We start from the raw sequence: 24,310 nt of genomic DNA, 5'->3' as shown, positions 1-24,310 counted from the left end.
AGAGCCTGGGGACTAGACCGACCGTCATGAACCGGATGCCCGCATACCTTCTGGCCGCCGTCCTCGCAGCTGCGCCCCTCTCGGTCGCGGCTCAGGACCAGGACGGCCGCGACGGTCGCCCGCGTCGCGAGATGCAGCAAGACCGTCCCCGCGCAGGCGGGGGCGAAGCCTCGCAGCGCCCCTCGGCCGGCCGTCCCCGTACAGCCGGGCCGCAGGAGCAGGGCGGCCGAGGCGTGGACCGTCGCGAGACGCAGGACGACCGCCCGCGCGTGGACATGGGCGAGGCCGTCCAGCGCGCCTCGGCCGGTCGTCCCGGTCGTTTTCTGGGCGCCCGAAACAGCGGCGACGGCGTTGTCGTGCGTTGGGAGTATCCCGGCGGCCGGGTGGCCGACATTATGGTCGACGGCCGCGGCCGCGTCATTGGAGAACGCTGAATGCGCGTATTGCTTGTCGAGGATGATGCGGACCTGTCCCGCCAGCTGAAGGGCGCGCTGGGCGACGCCGGCTATGCCGTCGACCACGCCGCCGACGGCGAGGAGGCGCACTACCTCGGCGACAACGAGCCCTATGACGTCATCGTGCTCGATCTGGGCCTGCCCAAGATCGACGGCGTCTCGGTGCTTGAGCGCTGGCGCCGTGACGGCAAGACCACGCCCGTTCTGATCCTGACCGCCCGCGGGGCCTGGTCGGACAAGGTCTCGGGCTTCGACGCGGGCGCCGACGACTATCTGACCAAGCCCTTCCACACCGAAGAGCTGCTGGCCCGCCTGCGCGCCCTGCTGCGCCGCTCGGCCGGCATCGCCTCGGCCACGCTGTCGTGCGGCGGACTGCGCCTCGATCCCCGTGCGGCGCGCGCCAACGTCAACGGAGAGCCCCTGCGCCTGACCTCGCTGGAATACCGCCTGCTGCACTATCTGATGATGCACCAGGGCCGGGTGATCAGCCGGACCGAGCTGGTCGAGCACCTGTACGACCAGGACTTCGACCGCGACTCCAACACCATCGAGGTCTTCGTCGGCCGCCTGCGCAAGAAGATCGGCCCTGACCGGATCGAAACCGTGCGGGGCCTGGGCTATCGGCTGACGCCGCTGGCCGGGGAGTCCCAGGCGGCGTGACCGAGCCGGCGGGGGGCGTTTCCGAACTGGAGCCGGCGGCGGCGAACGACGAGCCGCGCACCTGGGGCCGCTGGTTCGGCCGTCCGGGCCGCAGCCTGACGCGCCGTCTGATCTGGCTGGCCTCGGCGTGGATCATCGTGGCCCTGGTCCTGACCGGCTGGGCGCTGACCACCCAGTACCAGGAAACCGCCCTGAGACGGCTCGGCAACGTCCTGGCCGACACCATCGACGAGGTGGTCATCGCCACCAACGCCGGACCCGACGGCGTCACCGTCGCCGAGATCAAGGACGCCCGGACCCTGCGTCCGCTGTCGGGCAAATACTGGGCGGTGGCCGAGCCGCGGCCGGACGGAAGCCTGCGCGTGCTGGTCCGCTCGCCCTCGCTTGCGAGCGAGAACCTGACCATTCCGAACGACCTGCCGGGCCGTCTCCGCGACGCCTTGGGCGAGACGATCAGCTACAACGACCTCGACGGACTGCGTCCGAACGGCGAAGGGCCGCTCGGCAAGCCGTTGCGCGTCGCCGCCAGCATGAAACACCTGCCTGGCCGGGCGGAGCCGCTGGTCTTCCTGGCTGGGCTGGACCGGTCCAACATCGACGCCGACACCCGCCAGTTCGCCACCTTCACCTGGACGGCCCTGCTGATCCTCGGCCTGGGCCTGGTCATCGCGGTCTTCCTGCAGGTGCAGATCGGCCTGCGGCCTCTCTACGGCCTGCGCAATGAGATCGCCGATGTCCGCAAGGGCAAGGCGGCCCGCATCGCCGGCGTCTATCCGCTCGAAATCCGGCCCCTGGCCGAGCAGGTCAACCGCCTGCTGGACCACAACCAGGAGACCGTCGAGCGCCAGCGCACCCATGTCGGCAACCTCGCCCACGCGCTGAAGACGCCGCTGTCGGTCATGCTGGCCGAGGCCGGGACCCAGAAGGGACCGCTGCCCGACGCCGTGCGCAAACAGACCGAGGTGATGAAGGCCCAGGTCGATCACCACCTGCGCCGCGCCCGCGCCGCCGCCCGCGCCCAGCTGCTGGGAGAGCGCACCTCCATGCCCGAGGTCATCGACGAGATGGCGGTGATGCTGGAGCGGGTCTTCGAGTCCAAGGGCGTCGAGATCGACTGGCGCGCGCCCGACGATCTCGGTTTCCGCGGCGAGCGGCAGGACCTGCAGGAGATCCTCGGCAATTTGATGGAGAACGCCTGCAAATGGGCCAGGCGGCGCGTCCGCGTCTCCGCCGGTGCGACGGGGCTGGGCCAGATGGTGGTGGTGGTCGAGGACGACGGTCCCGGCCTGGCCGAGGAACTGCGCGAGGCCGCCCTGGAGCGCGGCGCCCGGATGGACGAAAGCACGCCCGGATCGGGTCTGGGCCTGTCCATTGTGGTCGAGCTGACCCGCGCGTACGGCGGCCGGGTCTCCCTGGCCGACAGCGAACTGGGCGGGCTCAAGGCCGTGCTCGAGCTGCCGACCGCCGAGATCTGATAAAAGTCTTTGGATAGCGGATGTTAACCCAGCTGAGGCAGCATAGCCTGTCCGGCCCGTTTCGCCGGCCCAGAGGTTTTTGAATGGCCGGGCTGACTGTCGCCCATCGTGTCGCCATGACTGCTCTCATCGAGCAGGCGCCTGACGCCATGCTCGGAACCCTGACGGCGGCCATCGGCGGGCTCAAGGGCGAGCGGGTGGGCGAGCTGAAAGCCCTGCTGGCCGAGGCGAGCCTCGACCGCGCCCGCCGCCGCACCGTCCTGGCCCCCCTGATCCCGATGTTCCGGCCCCGCGCCGACTTCGTCGAGGGCGTCACCTTCCCCGCGCAGGTGCTGCGCCGGCTGTGGAAGCTGGCCGCCGCGCGCGAGCCGCACCTGCTGCCCCGGCTGGACAAGAAGGGCCCGGATCAGACCGCTGTCGCCGATCGCATCTGCCTGGCCGCCTCCGCCGCCGTTCGCGACCGCCCGGACGAGGTCTGGCCGCCCTCGGTCGACGCCGCCGCGCGCGAGCGCGGCCTGGCCGAGCTGGCCGCCTGCCTCGACCTGGCCCACATCGCCCGCCGAGGCCTGCCGTCGATCGAGATCTGGCTCAAACGCCCCGACGCCGACCAGATCGCCGAGCTGCGCCTGCTGCTCAAGGACAGCGCCGCCGTGCGCGCCGACGGCGCCCAGCGGGTGCTGGAGATCCTGTTCGCGCACCTCGACGACGCGGTGCTGATCCTGCGCATCGTCACCCAGACCTCCGGCTCATCGGGGCGTGAGGGCTTCCTGAGCGCCTCCGAGCTGGCCGGCTTCGTCGAACGACTGATCGTCGGCGTCGACGCACGCGTGGCGCGCATCGCCGCCTTCAAGCCGGGTGACGACAACGCCGGGGTCGATCCGGTGATCGAGGACCTGATCTGGTGTTCGAACGTGCTCAACGAGCTCGACATGACGCTGACGCTGAATCCGCTCAGCGTCTGGGGCAAGTCGGTGCGTGACGGGCGGGCGACCATCGCGGGCCAGCTCAGCGCCTTCCTGCGCGCCGCCGACCGCTCGGTCGAGAAGGCCCTGCCGCTGGAGCGGGTCCAGATTGTCGGCCGCATGACCCGCAAGGCGCCCTTGCTCAGCGCGCCGGTCCAGGGCGAGAGCGTCCAGGCCGTGCGCCACCTGCTCAAGCTGGTCGGGGCCGTGCGCGGCCCGGCCTCGATCTTCGGCGCCGAGTCCGACCGCAAGAAGCTGGTCGAGTCCCTGACCGGCCGCCTCGCCGACTACGCCGACCAGGCCCTGTCGATGATCAACGACGGCGAGGCCGAGGACGAGACCAACGCCCTGCGCCTCGTCGAGCTGGCCGCGCGTTGCCTCGATCTGATTGACGCGAAGGACGCGGCGCGGACGGTGCGTCGCCGCGCCGCGGTCGCCGGCGCCCCGAACGGGGACCCCAACCCCTCGTCGCGGGCGGCCTGATCGGCTACATCGCGCGGCGATGACGGTTTTCTGGATCATGACGGGGCTGCTCGCCGCCCTCGCGGGCCTGCTCGTGCTCACCGGCGCGCGCAAGGGCGTGGATGCGGGCGAGCCTGTGCCCGCCGCCGCCGCGGCCGCTGAACTGGCCGAGCTGGATCGGCTAAAGGCTCGCGGCCTGCTCGACGAAGCCGGCTGGACCGCCGCGCGCGCGGAGGCCGGCCGCCGCATCCTCGCCGGCCAGCGCGACTCCGCCCCGGTTCGCGCCGGCGGCCGTGACCGCTGGGTCGTGCTGGGCGGGATCGTCGCCACGGTCGCCGCGGCCCTGGGCCTTTACGCCGTCGTCGGTCAGGTGGGCCTGCCCGATCAGCCGTGGGAGGGCCGCGTCGACGAATGGACGACGATGCCGCCGGAGATGCTGGAGGCCCCGCAGCTGGCCGCCGTCATCGGCCGTGTCGTCGAGGAGCAGCCTGACAACGTCGAGGCCCTGCGCCAGCTCGGCGCCGCCCGCTTCATGGCCGGCGATCCGGTCGGGGCCGTCTCGGCCTTCCGCCGCGTCCTGGCCATCGAACCCGGCGACGCCACCACCTGGTCGCATCTGGGCGAGAGCCTGGTCCGTATGAGCGACGGCGCCGTCGACGGCGACGCCGAGGCCGCCTTCCGCGAAGCCCTGAAGCGCGACCCGGAGCAGCTCGGCGCCCGCTACTTCCTGGGTGAGGCCGCCCTCGCCCGCGGCGACGCGGCGACGGTGCGCGAAATGTGGACCCCGCTGATCGCTGCGCTGGCCGCCGACGATCCGCGCCGCGCCGACCTGGTCGCCCGCATGCCGGGGGGTGCGCAATGAGCTGGCTGCCGAAGTCGCCCAAGGCGCGCCGCCGACTGTGGATCCTGCTCGCCGTGGCGCCGGTGCTCGCCCTGGCCGTGGGCCTGTCGCTCTACGCCATGCGCGACAGCGTCACCTTCTTCTTCTCGCCGTCGGAGGCCACGCCCGACAAGGCTCCGGCGGGTCGCGTGGTCCGCCTGGGCGGCCTGGTCGAGGTCGGCAGCGTGGTGCGCCACGGCTCGGACGTGGCGTTCACCGTCACCGACAATGCGGCGACCACCCGCGTGACCTACAGCGGCGACCTGCCCGACCTGTTCCGCGAAGGGCAGGGGATCGTGGCCCAAGGCGCCTTCCAGCCCGACCGCAGCTTCCGCGCCACCCAGGTGCTGGCCAAGCACGACGAGACCTATATGCCGCGCGAAGTCGCCGACCGCCTGAAGGAAAAGGGCGAGTGGCGGCCCGCTGAGGGCCCCGCTACGTGATCGTCGAACTGGGGGCCTTCGCCCTGATCCTCGCCCTGGCGCTGTCGGCGCTGCAGGCCGTCGCGGCCACGGTCGGCCGGCTGCGCCGCAGCCCGGTGCTGGCCGGCGCCGCCGAGGGCGCCGCGCTGGCCGCCGCCATCGCCGTGGGCGTGGCCTTCCTGGTGCTGATCTTCGCCTTCGCGGTGTCCGACTTCTCGGTCGCCAACGTCGCCGCCAACAGCCACACCGACAAGCCGATGCTCTACAAGGTGGCCGGCGCCTGGGGCAGCCACGAGGGCTCCCTGGTGCTGTGGTGTCTGGTCATGACCGGCTTCGGCGCCGTCCTGTCGCGCGCCCGCGGCCTGCCCTTCGGACTGAAGACCAGCGCCGTGGCGGTGCAGGGCCTGCTCGGCGTGATGTTCCTGGCCTTCGCCGTCTTCACTTCCAATCCGTTCGCCCGCCTCGACCCCGCCCCGCTGCAGGGCGCGTCGCTGAACCCGCTGCTTCAGGACCCGGCGCTCGCCTTCCATCCGCCCCTGCTCTACGCCGGCTACGTCGGCTTCTCGGTCTGTTTCTCCCTGGCCGTCGCCGCCCTGATCGAAGGCCGGGCCAACGCCGCCTTCTGGCCCGCCTGGGGCCGCTGGGTGCGCCCCTGGGCCCTGGCTAGCTGGGCCTTCCTGACCGTCGGCATCACCCTCGGCGCCTTCTGGGCCTACTATGAGCTGGGCTGGGGCGGCTGGTGGTTCTGGGACCCGGTCGAGAACGCCAGCTTCATGCCCTGGCTGGCCGGGGCGGCCCTGCTGCACTCGGCCGTGGTCACCGAGCGGCGCGGGGCGCTGGCCGGCTGGACCACCTTCCTGGCGCTGCTGGCCTTCACCTTCTCCATGCTGGGCGCCTTCCTGGTTCGCTCGGGCGTGCTGACCAGCGTCCACGCCTTCGCCGTCGACCCGCAGCGCGGCTTGATGCTGCTGGCCATTCTCGGCGTCACGGCCGGCCTGGCCTTCGCCCTGTTCGCCTGGCGCGCGCCCCAGCTGAAGGGCGGCGGCCTGTTCGCCCCGGTCAGCCGTGAAGGCGCCCTGGTGTTGAACAATCTGTTCCTCACCGCCGCCTGTGCGACGGTGTTGCTGGGCACCCTCTATCCGCTGATACTCGAGGCCGCGCAGGGCGCGACCATTTCGGTCGGCCCGCCCTATTTCGCCCTGACCTTCGTGCCGCTGATGGCCGTGGCCCTGCTGATCCTGCCGGCCGGGCCGCTGCTGGCCTGGAAGCGCGGGGACCTCAAGGGCGTCGGCCAGCGCCTGTCCGTCGCCTTCGGCCTCGCCGTCGTCGCCGCCCTGGCCGCTTGGGCGCTGGTCGAGCCGCGCCACGCGCTGTCGGCCGCCGGCCTCGGCCTCGGCGCCTGGCTGATCCTCGGGGCGCTGAGCGAGACCGCCGACCGCGTCCGTCTGTTCCGCGCGCCCTTCGCCGAGGTCCTGCGCCGCGCCAAGGGCCTGCCGCTCGGCGCCTGGGGCACGACTCTGGCCCACGCCGGGCTGGGCGTCTTCGTGCTCGGAGCCGTGGTCGAGACCGGCTACCGCGTCGAGGCGGCCCGTCCGCTGGCGGTCGGCGAAAGCGTCCAGGCCGGCCAGTGGGTCGTGCGGTTGGATGAGGTGAAGATCGTCGAGGGCCCGAACTACCTGGCCGAACAGGGCCGCCTGACCATCGATACGGTCGACGGCGCCGCGCCGCGCCAGGTCACCGCGGAGCGCCGTTTCTTCCCGGCCGGCGGCCAGACGACCACCGAAGTCGGCCTCGATTTCCGCGGCCTGGACGACGTCTACGTCGTGTTGGGCGAGCGCGGCCGCACCGAGGCCGGCGCCCCGGCGTGGAGCGTGCGCGTGTGGTGGAATCCCTGGGCGCGGTTGATCTTCCTGGGACCGGCCATCATGGCCCTGGGCGGGGCGCTCAGCCTGTTCGACCGCCGCCTGCGCCTCGCCGCCGGCCGCAAGGGAGCGGCCTCGTGAAGCGCGCCTTGCTGATCGCCCTTGCCGCCGTCGGCCTGATGGCCGCCGAACCGGCGCCGATCGCAGACCGGCCGCTGCCCGACGCCGCCCAGGAGGCGCGCGCCAAGGCCCTGTTCGCCGACATCCGCTGCGTCGTCTGCCAGCACGAGGCCATCGCCGACAGCCCGGCGATGATCGCCGCCGACATGCGCCGGCTCGTCCGCGAGGAAATCGCCACCGGCCGCAGCGACGCGGAGATCAAACAGGACCTCGTGCGCCGCTACGGCGACTTCGTGCTGTTCAAGCCTCCGGTCCGCGCCGGCACCTGGCTGCTGTGGTTCGGCCCCCTGGCCGCTCTGCTGGCCGTGGGCGCCTTTCTGCTGCTGCTCGCCCGTCGCCGCCGGGTCGAAACCGAGCCCCTGACGGCCGAGGAAGAGGCCCGGCTCGCCGATATCGTGTCCGGAAGCGCGCATCGCCCCGATGCTGACGCAAAGCCGTCTGACGACTGACGTCCGGCTGGAGCCTTGATCGCGCATCAGCGTTGGTCATGGCCGTTCAGACCCTTATATTGAACGGACTCACCGGATGCGCCGCATCCGACAAAAGGATCATTCGACGCCCATGCTGAAGCGCAAGGAGTTCATGCTCGGGGCCGTCGCCGGCCTCACCGTGGCCGCGGCCGCGACGGCCGGAGGCGTGATCGACTGGCCTGCGGCCGAGGCCGGCCCCGTGGCCGGCGCCTCGGGCCGCCTGACCCCGAACAACGGCGGCCTCGCCTTCGCTCCGCCGCAGGGCGCGCCGCTCAGCTTCGCCGACATCTTCCAGCAGGTCGCCCCGGCCGTGGTGCAGATCGACGTCAAGTCGCGCATCCAGCGCCCGCGCTCGATGCAGTTGATCCCCGGCCTGCCCGCCATCCCGCTGCCGGAAGGCGAGGAGGGCGCCGAGGAGGACGAAGGCGCCACCGCCCTGGGCGCCGGCTCCGGCTTCTTCGTTTCCGCCGACGGCTACATCGTCACCAACAACCACGTGGTCGCCGACGCGGTCGAAATCACCGTCCGCCTGGCGGACGAGCGCGAGCTGCCGGCTCGCGTCGTCGGCCGCGACGAGGCCACCGACCTGGCCGTAATCAAGGTCGAGGGCACGGACTTCCCGTTCGTCTCCTTCGAGGAACAGGCCCAGCCCCGCGTCGGCGACTGGGTCATCGCCGTCGGCAATCCGTTCGGCCTCGGCGGCACGGCCACAGCGGGCATCGTCTCGGCCATGGGCCGCGGCGTCGACAGCGCCTATGTCGACTATCTGCAGATCGACGCCGCCATCAACCGCGGCAACTCGGGCGGCCCGACCTTCGACATCTACGGTCGCGTCATCGGCGTGAACTCGTCGATCTATTCCGAGACCGGCGGCTCGGTCGGCATCGGCTTCGCCATCCCGGCTTCGGTCGCCAAGCCGATCACCGACCGGCTGATGCGCGGCGAAAGCATCGCCCGCGGCTACGTCGGCCTGGGCCTGCGCACCTTCTCGCCGGAGGTCTGGGAATCGCTCGGCCAGCCGCGCGACTTCAAGGGCGCCTACGTCGACACCATCACCCCCGACGGCCCGGCGGATCGCGCCGGCGTCGAGATCGGCGACCTGCTGGTGTCGGTCAACGGCCGCGCCGTCGAGAACAGCACGGAAGCCACCCGTGAGGTCGGCCGCGCCCGCCCCGGCGACACCATCCGCCTAGAGGTCCTCCGCGACGGCCGCCGCCGCAACCTGGAGGTCCGCTCGGGCACCCGCCCGTCGGAAACCGAACTCAACGCCCAGCAGGATGGCGGCGCCACGCCGCGCGTTCCGGGCCAGCCGGCCACGCCGCAGGGCGAGACGGTCGAGGGTCTGACGGTCTCCGCCCTGACCCCGGCGCTGCGCTCTCGCTACGATGTGCCGGAGGACGTCACCGGCGTCCTCGTCACCGGCGTCGAGCGTGGCACCCCCGCCTCCAGCCTGGGCCTCGTGCCGGGCCTGGTGATCACCCGCGTCGACAACCGCAATGTCTCGACCCCGGCCGACGTCCGCGCCGCCGTCGAGGCGGTCAAGCGCTCGGGCCGACCCAGCGTGGGCCTCTTCGTCCGCACCCCTCAGGGCACGGTCGTGGTGCCGCTAAAGTTCGACGAATGAGCTTTCTGAACCTGAACAACGCTTAACTGCCTTGATCGCCGCCGATGCGCTAACATCGGCGGCGATTCTCGTTATGGGGGACTGATCGATGCGAATTCTGGTGGTCGAGGACGACGCTGAAGCCGCGACCGCCATGGTCCGGGGCCTGACCGAGGCCGGTCACGAGCCGACCCACGCCGTCGACGGCGCCTTTGGTCTGCTGGAGGCCCAAAAGGGGGGCTACGACGTCTATGTGGTCGACCGCATGATGCCCCGCCTGGACGGCATCGGCATGGTCGAGACCCTGCGCAAGGACGGCGACCAGACCCCGGTGCTGTTCCTGTCCGCCCTGGGCGAGGTCGAGGACCGTGTCATGGGTCTCAAGGCCGGCGCCGACGACTACCTCGTCAAGCCCTACGCCTTTTCCGAGCTGATCGCCCGCGTCGAGGCCCTCGCCCGCCGCCGCGAAACCGGCTCGGTCGCCACCATGCTCAAGGTCGGCGACCTGGAGATGAACCTCATCGCCCGCACCGTGCACCGCGAAGGCAAGGAGATCGACCTCCAGCCGCGCGAGTTCCAGCTGCTCGAGTTCCTGATGCGCCACGCCGGCCAGTCGGTGACCCGCACCATGCTGCTGGAGAAGGTCTGGGAGTATCACTTCGACCCTCAGACCAACGTCATCGACGTCCACATCAGCCGCCTGCGCGCCAAGATCGACAAGGGCTTCGACAAGGCCATGCTGCAGACGGTGCGCGGGGCGGGGTATCGCTTAGAAGCCTAAGCGATGCGCCTGCCCTCTCTCCTCCGCCGAACGCCCTTCCGGCTGACGCTGCTCTTCCTTGCGCTGTTCGCCGCCGCGGCCAGCGCCATCCTGGCCTATGTCTATTTCGCCTCCGCCTCCGAGGCGCGGGTCAACGCCGAGCGCGAGGTGCGCGGCGAGATGCAGGATCTCGTCGGCATCTATGACGCACGCGGCTTCGACGCCCTGAACCGGGCCTTGATCGACCGCTCGCTGACGCGCAGCACCTTCCTGTACCTGCTGCTCGACAAGCAGGGGCGCACCACCACGGGCAGCCTCAGCCAGTCGCCGATCGAGACCATGTCCGGTCAACGGCAGTGGATCACCTTCCCCTTCACCGACACCGACGCCGAGGGGCGGGTGACGCGACCGCAGGTGCGTGGGGTGCAGGTGAAGCTGTCCGGCGGCGAGATGCTGTTCGTCGGCCGCTCGCTGGGCGACACCGAGCGCTACCTCGGCCGCCTGACGCAGGCGCTCTGGGGTTCGATGGGCATCGTCCTGCTGCTCGGACTGGGCGGCGGTCTGCTGGTCAGCCGCAACCTCGAACGCTCGATGGGCCGGCTCAACCGGGTGGTCACGGCGGTGCAGGACGGCGACCTCAAGGCGCGGGCCCCGGTGCGCGGCTCCGGCGACGAACTGGACGAGCTGGGCCAGGGGTTGAACACCATGCTGGACCGGCTGGAAGGCTCGATGGCCTCGATCCGCCACGCCGGCGACGCCATCGCTCACGACCTGCGCTCGCCGCTGACCCGCATGCGGGCCAAGCTGGAGGTGGCGCTGATCGACGCCGAAGCGGGCAAGATCAACGGCGTCGACGCCCTGCAGATCGCGCTCGACGAAGCCGACAACCTGCTGAAGACCTTCAACACCGTCCTGGCCATCGCCCGGCTCCAGGCGGCGGCGGGCCACACGCCCGATCCGGCTCTGTTCGACGCCGCGGATCTCGCCGCCGACATGGCCGAGCTCTACGAGCCGGCGTCCGAGGACAAGGGCATCGAATTCTCGGCCGAGATCGAGCGCGGCCTGATGGTCGAGGCCAACCAGCCCTTCCTGGCCCAGGCGCTCGCAAACGTCATCGACAACGCGATCAAGTACACGCCCGCCGGCGGGGCGGTCATGCTGCGCGCCCGCCGCCGTAGCTCGGGCGAGATCGAGTTCTCGGTCACCGACACCGGCCCCGGCGTGCCCGAGGCCGACCGCGACCGCGTCATCCAGCGCTTCGTCCGCCTCGACAACAGCCGCTCCGAGGCCGGCTCGGGACTCGGCCTGTCGCTGGTCGTAGCCGTGCTCGAGGCCCATGGCGGCCGCGTCCAGCTGGACGAGGGCCCCGGCGCCTACGGCGGGTTCGGCCCCGGCCTGCGGGTGGCGCTGGTCATTCCCCCGGCCGCGGGATGATCCGCCGGCCGCGCCCTGACGACGACGCCCGCAATCTGGCGATCTGGCGCGCCGCGGTCCACGCCACCCATGAGTTCCTCAGCGTCGCCGACCTGACCGCCATCGACGTCCAGGTGCAGCGCCACCTGCCGTCGCTGATCACCTGGGTGGCGGTGGACGAAGCCGACCGTCCGCTGGGCTTCATGGCGATGAACGGCGGCCACGTCGCGGCCCTGTTCGTCGATCCGGAGGCCCACGGCCGCGGCGTCGGGCGCAGCTTGATCGAAAAGGCGGCCTCGCAACATCCGGGTGGCCTGACCGTCGACGTCAACGAGCAGAACCCCAGGGCCATCGGCTTCTACGTGCGGCTCGGCTTCGCCCCGTTCGGCCGCTCGCCGCTCGACGACGCAGGGCGACCCTATCCGCTGATCCACATGCGGCGGGCGCCATGAGCGCGCTTCAACCGTGCGGGCCCGTGGTCGACGCCAACGCCGCCGAGCGCGCCCGCGAACGCCTGTCCGAGGCGGCCGGGGAGGGGGGCTGGTCGCCGCTGCTCGACGCCCATTGGCCCGCCCTCGCGCCGGTGTTCGCCGCTTCGCCCTATCTGTTCGGCCTCGCCCGCCGCTGGCCCGACCGGCTGCGCGCCCTCCTCGAAGAGGGGCCCGACGCCCGTTTGACCGCCGTGCTCGCCGACACCGACGGCCTGGAGGGCGGCGTCGACGACGCCAGGGTCCCGCTGCGCCGGCTGAAGGGCGAGCTGCACCTGCTGACCGCGCTGGCCGATCTCGGCGGCGGCTGGGACCTCGATCAGGTCACCGGCGCCCTCAGCCGCTTCGCCGACGCCTCGGCCCAGGCCGCTCTGCGCGCCGTCGCCCACGATCAGCGCGAGCGCGGCAAGCTGCTGAGCCTCGCCGACGATCCGCGCGGCCCCATTCCCGGCCTGTTCGGCCTCGCCATGGGCAAGCACGGCGCTTTCGAGCTCAACTACTCCTCCGACATCGACATCAGCCTGTTCTGGGAGCCGGACGCGCTGATCCCGGCCCTGGCCGAGGGCATCGAGCCGCAGCGCTTCGCCGACCGCGCCGCCCAGGCCTTCGCTACCTTGATGCAGGAGCGCACCGGCGACGGCTATGTCTTCCGCGTCGACCTGCGGCTGCGCCCGGACCCGTCCTCGACCCCGCCCGTCGTCGCCGTGCCCTTTGCGCTCGCCTACTACGAGGGCGTGGGCCAGAACTGGGAGCGCGCCGCCTTCATCAAGGCCCGACCGGTGGTCGGCGACGCGGCGGCGGGCGCCGACTTCCTCAAGGCCCTGACCCCCTTCATCTGGCGGCGCAGCCTCGACTTCCCGGCCATCCTCGACATCCAGTCGATCAAGCGCCAGATCCATGTCCACAAGACGGGCGAGGGCCTGGAGGCGGCCGGCGCCAACCTCAAGCTCGGGCGCGGCGGCATCCGCGAGATCGAGTTCTTCGCCCAGACCCAGCAGCTGATCCTCGGCGGCCGCGACCCGGCCCTGCGCAACCCGCGCACCATCGAGGCCTTGGCCCTGCTGCGCGACGCCGGCCATGTGACCGCCGAGGCCTGCGCCGAGCTGACCGCCGCCTATGTCGAGCTGCGCGGGCTGGAGCACCGGGTGCAGATGCTCGACGATGAGCAGACCCACATCCTCCCCGCCGATCCCGTCCGTCGGGCCGCCGTCGCCGCCCTGGCCGGCGAGGGCGACCTGGCCGCCTTCGACGCCGGCGTCGAGGCTGTGCTGGTGGGGGTCAACCGGCGCTACGGCGAGCTCTTCGAGGGTGAGGAGGCGCTGTCTTCGCCCTACGGCTCGCTGGTCTTCACCGGCGTCGAGAACGATCCGGAGACCCTGGCCACCTTGGAGCGGATGGGTTTCTCCGACCCGGCCATGGCCGCCGACACCATCCGCAGCTGGCACCACGGCCGCATCCCCGCCACCCGGACGGCGCGGGGACGCGAGCTGTTCACCCGTCTGGCGCCGCGCCTGCTGACCGCCGTGGCCGAGACCGGCGCCGCGGACGCCGCCTTCCGCCGCTTCGCCGTCTTCTTTTCAGGCCTCAGCGCCGGCGTGCAGGTCCAGGCCCTGTTCCTGGCCCAGCCGAAGCTGTTCGACCTCGTCGTCGGGGTCATGGCTTTCGCCCCGCGCCTGGCCCGGACGCTGGGCCGTTATCCGGCGGCGCTGGACAGCATGCTCGACGCCCGCTTCGCCCGAGGCATCGAGGAAGACTCCGGCGTCACCGACCAGATGCTGGAGGATACGGCCGCCGCCCCGGACTTCGAGGCGGCCCTCAACGTCGTGCGCCGCGTTCACCGCGAGCAGATGTTCCGCATCGGCGTCCAGACCCTGACCGGCCGCGCCGGGCCCGAGGCCGCCGGCCGGGCCTACACGGCCATCGCCGACGCCTGCCTGGCCGCCCTGGCCCCCGCCGCCATGGCCGAGACCGTGCGCCAGGGCGGGGCCCTGCCGGGCGGCGCCGTCGCCGTGGTGGCCCTCGGCAAGGCCGGCTCGCGCGAGATGACGGCCAGCTCCGACCTCGACCTGATGACCGTCTACGACGCCCCGGCCGACGTCGTCTCCGACGGCAAGGGCTGGGCCCCCGGGGTGTTCTATTCCCGCTTCACCCAGCGGCTGATCGCGGCCCTTTCGGCGCACACGGCCGAGGGCGGCCTCTACGAGGTCGACATGCGGCTGCGTCCCGGCGCGGCCAAGGGGCCGGTGTCGCTGCGGCTTTCGGCGGTCGAGGAGTATTACGCCCAGGAGGCCGACACCTGGGAGTTTATGGCCCTGACACGGGCCCGCATCGTCTGGGCTGACGATCCCGCCTTCGGGGCCCGCGCCGCCGCGGCGCTCGAGGGCATCCTGCGCCGTCCGAGGCCCGGCGTGGACGTCGCCGCCGACGCCCGCCGCATGCGCGACCTGATGGCCCGCGAGCGGCCGGGGCAGGGCGACTGGGACCTGAAGCTGGCCCCCGGCGGTCAGGTGGACGCCGAATTCGTGGCCCAGGTCGGCCAGTTGGCCAAGGCCGCGACGGGCGGCCCCCTGACCGTGTCCACCCTTGAGGCCCTGGCCGATGACCCGGATCTGGCGGAGGCCTGGCGGCTGCAGCAGTCGCTGAGCCAGATCCTCGGCGCCGCCTTCGACGACCGGCCCAATCCGGAAGACGAGCCCGAGCGCTTCCGCGACCGGCTGGCCCAGGCCGCCGGCCTCGATGACTTCGACGCCCTGCGCGCCCGCCTGAGCGAGGTGCGCACGGCCGCCCGCACCGCCTTCGAGACAGCGCTCCCGCCCGCCCCGGTTCCGGGCAGCGACGGAGAGTGAAGCGACCGGCGTTTGATCTTCGACAGGGACGTGACTGGCCGCGTTCGGCGGCTGTGGAGATCAACGAATGAACAAGGCCATTCTGGCTGGCGGCGCCGCCGCCCTCATCGCCGCCGTGGCGGGCGGTCTTGCGTTCGCTCGGGCCGAGCCCGCGTCGACCGCCGTCGCTCAGGATCGTCCGGACCGCGTGCGCGCAGACGCCGACGGCGACCAGCGCCTCAGCCAGGCGGAGTTCGTCCAGGCCCGGGTCGATCGTCTGGCGGTCGCCGACGTCGACCGCGACGGCTCGGTGACCCCGGCGGAGTTCCGGGCCGCCGGCGAGGCTCGCCGCGCGGAACACGCCGCCCTGCGCTTTGATCGCATGGACGCCAATGACGACGGCTCGGTCACCCGCGCTGAGTTCGACGCCGCCCGTGAAGCGCGTGGCGATGCCGGGGGCGAGGCTCGGGGCGAGGCTCGGGGCGAGCATCGCGGCCAGCGCGGGCATCGCGCCCACCGACGCGGTGGTCCGGAGCGGATGGGCGCCCGCATGGACGCACGCGGACCGGTGGACATCGCCGAGGCTCAGGCCAAGGCCGCCGAGGCTTTCACCCGCCTGGACGCCGATCGCGACGGCTATCTGACCGCTGAAGAGCGCCGCGCCGGCCGACAGGAGATGCGCGAGCATCGCCGCGAACGTCGCGTGGCCGGACAAGCATCGCAACCGTCGCTTCCGGCGCCCGCTTCGGAGTAAGCAGATGATGGGCGCCGCGGTCCTCGACCATCTCGGCCTCCAGGGAACGTTCGCACGAGGCCGGATGGCGACTTTCGCCGACCCCGACGAGGATCTGGTGCGCCGCGTGGGTCAAGGCGACCCCGCGGCCATTCAGGCCATGGTCGCGCGCAAGCTGCCGCGCATGCTGGCGCTCGCCCAGCGCATGCTCGGGGACTCGGTCGAGGCCGAGGATGTCGCCCAGGAAGCCCTGGTCCGGGCCTGGCGTCAGGCCCCGCGCTGGGCGCCGGGCAAGGCCAAGTTCGACACCTGGCTGCACCGCGTGGGCCTGAACCTTTGCTATGACCGCCTGCGTCGAAAACGCGAGACCCTGACCGACGCCGTGCCCGAGCGGCCCGACGACGGCCCTGCACCCGATCGCGGCCTGCTCGCCGCCGACACCGGCGCAGCGGTCAATCGAGCCCTGGCCGCCTTGCCGGATCGCCAGCGCGAGGCCATCGTGCTGTGTCACTATCAGGAACTATCCAACATCGAGGCCGCCGCGTTGATGGACGTCAGCGTCGAGGCCCTGGAGAGCCTGCTGTCCAGAGGACGGCGGGCGTTGAGACTGGCGCTGGCCGAGCATCGGCCGGGCGCCGAGGGAGTATGATCGAGATGACGCCCGAACGCTTCATCGCCCTGGTCGAAGCCTACGGAGCCGATCGGCGCCGCTGGCCGGAGACCGACCGCGCCTCGGCCGAGGCGTTTGCAACTGCCCACCCCGAGGTCGCAGGGCCGGCGCTGGCCGAGGCCGACGACCTGGACGCCCTGTTGCATCGCTCGCCGACGCCCCAGGTCTCCATCGCCCTGCGCGACCGGGTCATCGCCGCCGCCGGCGCAGCGCCGCGGGCCGGTCGCCGGTGGGCCAACCGCCTCGGCCTCGCCTTCGGCGCCGGCTGGGCCGCGGCCGCGGCCGCAGGGGTGGTCGCGGGCGTGGTTCTGACCGGACACCTGACCGCCGACGTCCAGGCCGATGCGGTGCTCTATCAGGCTTCGTTGCTGGGCATGGACGACACGGAGGTGCTGGGTTGAGCCCGCGCGCGCTGAAGATCGCCCTGGCCGCCTCGGTGGCCCTGAACCTGTTCGCCGTCGCCGCCGGCGCCACCCTTCTGATCGGCCGGGATCGAGTCGAGCAACGGGTCGAGGACCAGCGCGGGGCACCCCGTGACGCCTCGATGATGACGCTGGTCAGTCACGTCGATCCGGAGGTGCGCCAGCGCGTCCGCACTTCGATCCGGGCCTCGGCGCTGGCCGCCAAGCCGGACTTCGATGAAGCCCGCCAGAAGCGCCGCGAGGCTGTCAGCCTCGCCGAGACCGGTCCTTTGGACCCGGTGCGCATCCGCACCCTGCTGGACGAATCCACCGCCGCGGAAATGCGCGGTCGGACCCGGATGGAGACCGACGCCGTGGCCCTGCTCGGCACGTTGGAGGCGGATGACCGCAAGGCGCTGGCCGTGATCCTGACCCGTCGCGGCCGCACTGCCGCCGCCGGCGAACCCCGGGCGCCGCGTCCGGAAGCGCCGCCGCAGCCGCGCCCCTGATCTTCCGACTGTCTGACCGTCTGAGCCGGATCAGGCCGCGCGTGCGGCCGTCGCGGTCGTCTCCGCCGGGCGGCGGACCGGCACGTCGAAGCTGACGGTGGTGCCCCGTCCCGGCTCGCTCTGGATGTCCAGGGCGCCGCCGTGCAGCTCGATCAGCGACTTGGACAGGGCCAGGCCCAGGCCGGTGCCCTGGGTGGTCTTGGAATGCTGGCCTTCGACCTGCTCGAACGGACGGGCCAGACGCGGCAGGTCCTCATGGGCGATGCCGATGCCCGTGTCGGTCACCGCCACGCGAACCCGGTCGCCGTCCCGGCGCGACACCGAGACCACGATCTGGCCGCCCACGGGCGTGAACTTCACTGCATTCGACAGCAGGTTCAGCACCACCTGCTTCAGGCCGCGATGGTCGGCCTCGATCGGCGGCAGCTCGGGCGCGTCGACCAGGAGACGCAGGCCCGCTTCCTCGACCCGGCCGCGCATCAGGCGGGCGGCGTCCTCGACGACCTCCTTCACCGAGACCGGCTCGTAGTGCAGCGTCGCCTTGCCGGCCTCAATCTTGGCCATGTCCAGGATGTCGTTGATCAGGCTGAGCAGATGCTGTCCGGACTTGAGGATGTCGCCGGCATAGCCCTTGTAGCGCTGATCCCCCAGCGGGCCGAACATCTCGCCCTGCATGATCTCCGAGAAGCCGTTGATGGCGTTCAGCGGGGTGCGCAGCTCATGGCTCATATTGGCCAGGAACTCGGACTTGGCCTGGTTCGCCGCCTCGGCCCGGATCATGGCGATCTCGTACTTCCGGGCCAACTGCGACAGCTGCTCCTCGCGCTTCTCCAGCTCGGTGATCGTCAGGTGCAGTCGTTCGGTGGCGCGCTGGCGTTCGGCCTCTTTATTCTTGATCGCCGTGATGTCGGCGGCCGAGACCACTGAGCCGCCGTCTGAGGTGAAGCGCTCGACCAGCTGCAGCCAGCGACCGTCGTGCAGCTCGACCTCGCGCGCGCCCGCCCGACCGCCCGGCGCCGGCTGTTCGGACTTGATGGCCAGGCCGGCGATGCGGTTCAGCTCCTGCTTCATGGCTCCCTTGCGCACCAGGCCCGGCGCGAAGTTGAAGGCGTCCTCGAAGGCCTGGTTCGACAGGATCAGGCGGCCGTGCTTGTCGAACAGGACGAAGGCGTCCGAGACGCTCTCGATGCCGTCACGCAGGCGGCTCTCGGCGGCCTGAGCCTGGGCCTTGGCGCGCCGCGCTTCGGTCGTGTCCAGCGCCACCCCGACGATCGAGGTGTAGCCCTGCGTCCCGCGTTCGCCGCGAGCCTGGCCGCGCACGTCCATCCAGCGGGCCCGGCCGTTTTCGTCCGGCACCGGGAAGCTGACCTCGAAGTCGCCGAAGGTCTCGGCCTGCCGCACCGCATGAGCCACCGCCTGGCGGTAGCGCGGGTGGATCCGCTCCATCAGGGCCTCGGAGGTCACCAATCCGGTGCGGGGCAGGCCCATCAGGTCGGCCATATAGTCCGAGATCATGATCTGGTCGGCTTCCAGGTCCCAATCCCAGACGCCGCATTTGGCCGCCTCGACCGCCCCGCGGAAGCGCCGTTCCGACGCCGCCCATTCGCGGCTGATGCCCTGCTGGCGGCGCTGCATCAGCAGCACCAGCAGAGCGACCAGGACGAAGAGGGCGAACGGCGCCGACAGCACCCAGACGTCGTCCAACAGGGCCCCGGCCCCGCGCTTGACCGGCATCGAGGCCGCGGCGATCAGTCCGGTCTCGCCGACGGCCGCCGTGCTGCGCTGGATGGCCGACCCGTTTGCGGTCAGCGTCTGGCCCTGGCCGCGACCGTCGGCGGGTTCGCGCGCCAGCGACAGCGCCGCCGGATCGGCGCCCGCACCGCCGGCCAGCACCGTGCTGGGGCCCGACAACACCCACAGGTCGATGCCGTCGCGGCTCTGCAGAGGGGGCATCGGCGCGCGACCGGCCAGCTGGGTCCCGTCGGCGAGCGGTTCGAAGATCAACAGGCCGCTGCCGTCCGCGGCCAGACGCGGCTTGCCGGGGGCGGGGGCGAAGGCCTGGGGCGGGGCGCCGTTGGCGGCCAGAACGCCGCCGTCGGCGTCGATCACAGCGAAGGCTTGACCCGGGGCGGCGGCGCGGGCGCGGCGCAGGGCTTCAGCCTGATCCGGCGCGCCGGCGGCGGCGCGGACGGCGGCTTCGACGGGGGCGAGGCGGGATTCCAGCTCCAGCGCCAGCAGCCGGGCTTCGCGGTCGACGGCGACCGAGCGAAGGGCGTCGGCCTCCTGGCCCGGGCGGGCCGCTTCACGGGCGAACAGCAGCACGTAGGCGGCAAGAGCGAGCGTAACCGCGAGGATGGCGATGCGCACCCACGCGGGCGCGCCCTTGCGCCGGTCGCCCGCGCGCCGTCCTTGCGACGTTAGGCGGCGCTCATTGCCCCGCAAGGCGCTCTCCCGGACGATTCGACGACGTTGGCCGAATCTAGGCTGCGTCGCGGATTACTGTCGAGGCTTGCTTGGCCGTAGCGGTCGCTTTCGGTCCCTGGGGATCGGGGCGTCAGGCTGCGCGGCTGGCCGCCGGTCCCGAAAGACCGCCTTCGTTCGGCGCGGCCAGCACATCCGTCACGGCCTTCAGCAGGGCCCGGGCGTCGCGCGCCAGAAGCTGCATCTCCGGCGGCGCGTCTTCCGGGGAGTCCTCGACCGCCGCCGCCATGCGCTGGGCCAGCGCCATCAGCCGGGGCGCCGAGGCGATCAGGCGGGCCTGGAATTCGATCTGGTCCGGGTCGCGGTCGTATTCCGCGCCCGGCACGCGCCAGCCGCCCCAGTCCGCCTTGTCCGTCACCACCACCGGATAGGTGCCCGGGAACGGGTGGTGCGGGCAGTCGTCGGCTGATTGCCACTTGTTCCGCGCCCGCATCAGCCGCCAGCTGTCGCCCGCGTTGACCGCCGGGTCCTCGGTCGGCAGCAGCAGTTCGTGGCCCAGGAATTCCCGGCCCAGGCCGACGTCGTAGGTGACGCGCACGGGCTCTTCGAAGCCCTTGGCCCAGACGGGCTGGACCTTTTCGATCTGGGCCCATGCGCCCACGCACTCGACCCAGACCTTTTGGCCCTTCTGGAATTGCGCGCGCGCCATCAGCTTCTCCCGTCTCGGACGGGCAGGATGGCGGGCGCGTGTGAACGCTCGGTTTGGCGATAGGGTGAACGGCGCTTAACCGTACCCCGGCCGGGCGGGCGTCAGCTGCGCGAGATGTCCTCCAGCGCTTCACCGGCATAGCGCTCCTTGACCCGGGTCGAGAGGTCGCCGAGCGACACGACGCCGACCAGGCGGTCGTGCTTGTCCAGCACCGGAAGGCGGCGGATCTGGCGGGTGCCCATGGCGTCCAGGACGGTCTTCAGATCGTCGTCGGCGTGGGCGGTGTGGGCGTCCCGGGTGATGTATTCGATCACCGGGGAGGTCGGCGAAGCGCCGCCGGCGACCGCGCGCACGGCGATGTCCCGGTCAGTGATCGTGCCGATCAGCTTGTCCCCGTCGGCGACCGGCATGAAGCCGAAATCGCCGGTCGCCATCCGTCCGGCGACCTCCTGCAGGCTGTCCCCGGGGCGCGCCACCTGCACGTCCTTGCTCATCACGTCACGTACCTTCATCGGGACTCTCCATCTTGACTGTCGGCTTCCAGAACCCCCGGCCCGGGGGCGGGTTCCGGCCATAAACCTGACGCTCAGACAACGAGCCCATCAGGTGAGGGTCAGCCCGACCGTGGTCTCTTGCGGATAACGGCCCATCTCGTGGCCGCGAACGAGGAGAGAAACCATGAAGACCGCCCTTCGCAAGGCGATGCTTCCCGCCCTGGTCGCGACCGCGGCCCTTGCGGCGACGACGCCCGCCCTAGCCCAGAGCTTCAGCATCAGCATCGGCTCGGCGGGCTATCAGCAGGGCTATGGCTACGGTAACGGCTATGGCTACGGTAACGGCTACGGCTACGACCGCGGCTACAGCAACGCCTATGGCCGCGACCTGCAGTACCGCGCCGCTGCGCTGAACAACCACATCGAGCGGCTGGCCTACAGCGGCCGCCTGAGCCGTGGCGAGGCGCGTAACCTGTCGGCGGCCATGAACCAGTATCGCAACCTCGAATGGCGCTACGCCCGAAACGGCCTGTCGTCCCGCGAGGCCCGCGACCTGGACGCCCGGCTTGACCGGATCGAGTACAGCCTGCGCAGCGACCCCTGGTCGCGCTGGTGACCTGACGGAAGGGCCGTCGCGGCGACGCGGCGGCCTTTCTCTTTGCGCTCGGCCCCGGTAAGTCGCGGCGGACCTGCCCGGAGCCCGACCATGACCGCCGCCGCCGAAACCCGTGACATTCTCGCCCGCCTCGGCGTGACCGACGCCGCCTTCGCGGACAAGGGTCTCGCCACCCGCTCGCCGATCGACGGCTCCGCCGGCGCTGCGGTGCGCGAGACGGCCGCCGCCGAGCTGGACGCCGTCGCCGCCCGCTCGGTCGAGGCCTTCCACGCCTGGAAGCGCCTCCCGGCCCCGCGTCGCGGCGAGCTGGTCCGCCTGTTCGGCGAGGAGCTGCGCGCGTCCAAGGACGACCTGGCCCGCGTGGTCACCCTCGAAGCCGGCAAGATCGTCTCGGAGGGCCTCGGCGAGGTCCAGGAGATGATCGATATCTGTGATTTCGCGGTCGGCCTGTCGCGCCAGCTGTATGGACTGACGCTGGCCTCGGAGCGGCCGGGGCATCACATGCGCGAGACGTGGCAGCCGTTGGGTCCGGTGCTGGTCATTTCGGCGTTCAACTTCCCGGTCGCGGTCTGGGCCTGGAACGCCTGTCTGGCCCTGGTCTGCGGCGATCCGGTGATCTGGAAGCCGTCGGAGAAGACCCCGCTGACCGCCCTGGCCACCCAGGCCGTGTTCGAGCGCGCCCTAGCCCGCTTCGGCGAGGAGGCCCCGGCCGGCCTGTCGCAGGTGGTCATCGGCGGTCGCGACGTCGGCGAGGCCCTGGCCGCTGACGCCCGCATCCCGCTGGTCTCGGCCACCGGCTCGACCCGCATGGGCAAGGCCGTGGCCCAGACCGTCGCCGCCCGCCTCGGCCGCTCGCTGCTCGAGCTGGGCGGCAACAACGCCATGATCGTCACCCCCTCCGCGGACCTGGAAATGGCCGTGCGCGCCATCGCCTTCTCGGCGGTCGGCACCTGCGGCCAACGCTGCACCACCCTGCGCCGCCTGCTGGTCCATGAGAGCGTGGCGGACGCCCTGATCGCCCGCCTGCAGAAGGCCTACGCCACCCTGCCGATCGGCGACCCGCGCGAGAGCGGCACCCTGGTCGGCCCGCTGATCGACGAGGCCAGCGCCCAAGGATTCGAGGCCGCCCTGAAACAGGCGGCAGAGCAGGGCGGCGAGATCGTCGTCGGCGGGACCCGCGTCGAACGCGACGGCGTCTATGTCACCCCCGCCATCGTGCGCATGCCGGCCCAGACGGCGGTGGTCGAGCACGAGACCTTCGCACCGATCCTCTACGTCCTGACCTGGTCCGACTTCGACGAGGCCGTGGCCGTCCAGAACGCCGTGCCGCAGGGCCTGTCGTCCTGCGTCTTCACCGACAGCGTCCGCGAGGCGGAAGCCTTCCTCTCGGCCTGGGGCTCGGACTGCGGCATCGCCAACGTCAATATCGGCCCTTCGGGCGCCGAGATCGGCGGGGCCTTCGGCGGCGAAAAGGACACCGGCGGCGGCCGCGAATCCGGCTCCGACGCCTGGAAGGCCTATATGCGCCGCCAGACCCAGACGGTGAATTTCAGCCGCAACCTGCCGCTTGCGCAGGGGGTGAAGTTCGACGTCTGACGGGAGGTGCTAGGGGCTAGGTTTTAGGTTCTAGGGAAGACGGCAGTTGCGCGCTGCCCTCGGACCATCCTTCCCTAGAACCTAGCCCCTAGAACCTAACCCCTCTCCCGGGTATCCACCCGCGCCACCACCGACAGCCCCGGCCGCAACCGGTCCAGTCCCTCCTGGCCGGGATCGAGCGCGATCCGCACGGGCACGCGCTGTGCGACCTTGGTGAAGTTGCCGGTGGCGTTGTCGGGGCGGATGACGCTGAACTCGGAGCCCGTCGCCGGGGCGATCTGCTCGACCGTTCCGGTCAGCACCTGCCCGCCCAAGGCGTCGACCGACAGCTCGGCCTTCTGGCCGACGCGGATGTCCTTGAGCTGGTTCTCCTTGAAGTTGGCCGTCACCCAGATGCGGTCGGGGACCAGGGCCATCAGCTGGGCGCCGACGGCGACCTGCTGACCCTCGCGTACGCTGACCTCGCCCAGACGACCGTCGCGGGGCGCGACGATGCGGGTGTTGGCCAGGTCGATCTCGGCCAGATGAACCAGGGCGCGGGCGTTCTCGACAGCCGCCTCCAGCGAGCCGCGGCTGACCACGGCGCTGGTCACGCCGGTCTCGGCGATGCCCTCGGCGGCGCGTGCGGCGGCCAGCTGGGCCTGGGCGGCCTGCAGGGCGTTGCGGGTGACGTCGACCTGGGCCTGGGCCACCCAGCCGCCCTCGAACAGGGTGCGGGCGCGCTCGTGGTCGGCCTGGGCCTTGGCCACGGCCGCGCGGGCGGCGGCGATCGAGGCCTCGGTCTGGGCCACCGAGCCGCGGGCCGAGGTCTGGCTCTGGGCCGAATTGGCCAGGGCGGCCTGGGCGGCGTGCAGTTGCGCCCGGGCCTGCTCCAGCTTCTGGCGGTAGATGCGGTCGTCGATCGTGGCCAGCAGCTGGCCCTGCTTCACGGTCTGGAAGTCCTGCACCTCGACCGAGGTGACATAGCCGGTCACCTGCGGGGCGATCACCGTCACCTGACCGCGGACATAGGCGTTGTCCGTGTGCTGCACGCCCGAGGCGAAGGGCGGCAGGCGCCAGGCCCACAGCACCAGCACCACGCCGATGATGGCCGCCAGCGCCAGCACGACGCTGAACAGCACTCGCTTGCGCGGCGGCCCGGCCGGGGTCGGGGTCGGCGCGGGCTGGGGCGCGGGCGGTCCGGCGGGGGCCGGATCTGCGGGAGGAACGGGGGCGACGGTGTCGGTCATGGCTACGGTTCGAGC

23 protein-coding genes are annotated in these 24,310 nt (G+C 71.8%); 19 read left to right on the top strand and 4 right to left on the bottom strand.

Annotated features, from left to right (window positions below; genetic code table 11):
* Window positions 1–35: 35 nt before the first annotated feature.
* The 17 genes from ASC65_RS09760 to ASC65_RS09680 all read left to right on the top strand — a co-directional run bounded on the left by ASC65_RS09760 (window position 36) and on the right by ASC65_RS09680 (window position 17,230).
* Window positions 36–434: a hypothetical protein gene (locus ASC65_RS09760; protein WP_056452059.1), complete on the top strand. Its 399-nt coding sequence runs from the start codon at window positions 36–38 to the stop codon at window positions 432–434.
* Window positions 435–1,115 carry a response regulator transcription factor gene (locus tag ASC65_RS09755; protein WP_056452056.1) on the top strand — a complete coding sequence of 227 codons (681 nt, stop codon included), beginning with the start codon at window positions 435–437 and terminating at the stop codon, window positions 1,113–1,115.
* Complete coding sequence (locus ASC65_RS09750; protein ID WP_235561469.1) at window positions 1,112–2,590, top strand: sensor histidine kinase; 1,479 nt, start codon at window positions 1,112–1,114, stop codon at window positions 2,588–2,590. The genes ASC65_RS09755 and ASC65_RS09750 overlap by 4 nt, the downstream gene beginning before the upstream one ends.
* An 83-nt stretch (window positions 2,591–2,673) precedes the next feature.
* Window positions 2,674–4,035, top strand: a complete 1,362-nt coding sequence (locus tag ASC65_RS09745; protein WP_056452053.1) for a hypothetical protein — start codon at window positions 2,674–2,676, stop codon at window positions 4,033–4,035.
* Window positions 4,036–4,072: 37 nt separating this feature from the next.
* Window positions 4,073–4,876, top strand: a complete 804-nt coding sequence (ccmI, locus tag ASC65_RS09740; protein ID WP_235561468.1) for a c-type cytochrome biogenesis protein CcmI — start codon at window positions 4,073–4,075, stop codon at window positions 4,874–4,876.
* On the top strand, window positions 4,873–5,337 hold the full coding sequence (gene ccmE / locus ASC65_RS09735) for a cytochrome c maturation protein CcmE (RefSeq protein ID WP_056452047.1): 465 nt from the start codon (window positions 4,873–4,875) through the stop codon (window positions 5,335–5,337). The genes ccmI and ccmE overlap by 4 nt, the downstream gene beginning before the upstream one ends.
* Window positions 5,334–7,319, top strand: coding sequence for a heme lyase CcmF/NrfE family subunit (locus ASC65_RS09730; RefSeq protein ID WP_056452044.1), 1,986 nt, complete (start codon window positions 5,334–5,336; stop codon window positions 7,317–7,319). Before ccmE ends, ASC65_RS09730 begins: the two co-directional genes overlap by 4 nt.
* Window positions 7,316–7,807 carry a cytochrome c-type biogenesis protein gene (locus tag ASC65_RS09725; RefSeq protein ID WP_235561467.1) on the top strand — a complete coding sequence of 164 codons (492 nt, stop codon included), beginning with the start codon at window positions 7,316–7,318 and terminating at the stop codon, window positions 7,805–7,807. The genes ASC65_RS09730 and ASC65_RS09725 overlap by 4 nt, the downstream gene beginning before the upstream one ends.
* A gap of 112 nt (window positions 7,808–7,919) precedes the next feature.
* Entirely contained in the window at window positions 7,920–9,452 is a 1,533-nt protein-coding gene (locus tag ASC65_RS09720; RefSeq protein WP_056452684.1) for a trypsin-like peptidase domain-containing protein, read from the top strand.
* A gap of 88 nt (window positions 9,453–9,540) precedes the next feature.
* Entirely contained in the window at window positions 9,541–10,212 is a 672-nt protein-coding gene (locus ASC65_RS09715; RefSeq protein ID WP_056452041.1) for a response regulator transcription factor, read from the top strand.
* Between the two features lie 3 nt (window positions 10,213–10,215).
* On the top strand, window positions 10,216–11,625 hold the full coding sequence (locus ASC65_RS09710) for a sensor histidine kinase (RefSeq protein ID WP_056452038.1): 1,410 nt from the start codon (window positions 10,216–10,218) through the stop codon (window positions 11,623–11,625).
* The gene (locus tag ASC65_RS09705) at window positions 11,622–12,056 is read left to right on the top strand and encodes an acetyltransferase (protein ID WP_056452037.1); all 435 of its coding nucleotides are present in this window, start codon (window positions 11,622–11,624) and stop codon (window positions 12,054–12,056) included. The genes ASC65_RS09710 and ASC65_RS09705 overlap by 4 nt, the downstream gene beginning before the upstream one ends.
* Complete coding sequence (locus tag ASC65_RS09700; RefSeq protein WP_056452036.1) at window positions 12,053–14,938, top strand: bifunctional [glutamine synthetase] adenylyltransferase/[glutamine synthetase]-adenylyl-L-tyrosine phosphorylase; 2,886 nt, start codon at window positions 12,053–12,055, stop codon at window positions 14,936–14,938. Before ASC65_RS09705 ends, ASC65_RS09700 begins: the two co-directional genes overlap by 4 nt.
* Before the next feature lie 67 nt (window positions 14,939–15,005).
* The gene (locus ASC65_RS09695) at window positions 15,006–15,671 is read left to right on the top strand and encodes an EF-hand domain-containing protein (RefSeq protein WP_056452035.1); all 666 of its coding nucleotides are present in this window, start codon (window positions 15,006–15,008) and stop codon (window positions 15,669–15,671) included.
* A gap of 64 nt (window positions 15,672–15,735) precedes the next feature.
* Window positions 15,736–16,299 (top strand): RNA polymerase sigma factor, encoded by a 564-nt coding sequence (locus ASC65_RS09690; RefSeq protein WP_056452681.1) that lies wholly within the window; start codon window positions 15,736–15,738, stop codon window positions 16,297–16,299.
* Entirely contained in the window at window positions 16,296–16,721 is a 426-nt protein-coding gene (locus ASC65_RS09685; protein ID WP_235561466.1) for a hypothetical protein, read from the top strand. Before ASC65_RS09690 ends, ASC65_RS09685 begins: the two co-directional genes overlap by 4 nt.
* Window positions 16,718–17,230, top strand: a complete 513-nt coding sequence (locus ASC65_RS09680) for a periplasmic heavy metal sensor (RefSeq protein WP_056452032.1) — start codon at window positions 16,718–16,720, stop codon at window positions 17,228–17,230. Before ASC65_RS09685 ends, ASC65_RS09680 begins: the two co-directional genes overlap by 4 nt.
* Before the next feature lie 30 nt (window positions 17,231–17,260).
* On the opposite strand, the gene ASC65_RS09675 is transcribed toward ASC65_RS09680, so the two are convergent.
* The 3 genes from ASC65_RS09675 to ASC65_RS09665 all read right to left on the bottom strand — a co-directional run bounded on the left by ASC65_RS09675 (window position 17,261) and on the right by ASC65_RS09665 (window position 20,872).
* Window positions 17,261–19,672 carry a PAS domain-containing sensor histidine kinase gene (locus ASC65_RS09675; protein ID WP_056452029.1) on the bottom strand — a complete coding sequence of 804 codons (2,412 nt, stop codon included), beginning with the start codon at window positions 19,670–19,672 and terminating at the stop codon, window positions 17,261–17,263.
* A gap of 112 nt (window positions 19,673–19,784) precedes the next feature.
* A complete protein-coding gene (locus ASC65_RS09670; RefSeq protein ID WP_056452027.1) occupies window positions 19,785–20,360 on the bottom strand; it encodes a hypothetical protein in 576 nt (191 codons plus the stop codon).
* 101 nt (window positions 20,361–20,461) lie between these two features.
* A complete protein-coding gene (locus ASC65_RS09665; protein WP_056452024.1) occupies window positions 20,462–20,872 on the bottom strand; it encodes a CBS domain-containing protein in 411 nt (136 codons plus the stop codon).
* Window positions 20,873–21,038: 166 nt separating this feature from the next.
* On the opposite strand from ASC65_RS09665, the gene ASC65_RS09660 reads away from it, so the two are divergent.
* Window positions 21,039–21,470, top strand: coding sequence for a hypothetical protein (locus ASC65_RS09660; protein WP_056452020.1), 432 nt, complete (start codon window positions 21,039–21,041; stop codon window positions 21,468–21,470).
* Between the two features lie 90 nt (window positions 21,471–21,560).
* Window positions 21,561–23,066: an L-piperidine-6-carboxylate dehydrogenase gene (amaB, locus tag ASC65_RS09655; RefSeq protein ID WP_056452018.1), complete on the top strand. Its 1,506-nt coding sequence runs from the start codon at window positions 21,561–21,563 to the stop codon at window positions 23,064–23,066.
* A 95-nt stretch (window positions 23,067–23,161) separates the two neighbouring features.
* Here amaB and ASC65_RS09650 read toward each other — a convergent pair whose 3' ends face one another.
* Window positions 23,162–24,295 (bottom strand): HlyD family secretion protein, encoded by a 1,134-nt coding sequence (locus ASC65_RS09650; RefSeq protein ID WP_056452015.1) that lies wholly within the window; start codon window positions 24,293–24,295, stop codon window positions 23,162–23,164.
* Between the last annotated feature and the right edge of the window lie 15 nt (window positions 24,296–24,310).

It is taken from the genome of Brevundimonas sp. Root1279 (assembly GCF_001425945.1).
Lineage (GTDB): Bacteria > Pseudomonadota > Alphaproteobacteria > Caulobacterales > Caulobacteraceae > Brevundimonas.
This window is presented reverse-complemented; position numbering and strand designations above follow the sequence as displayed.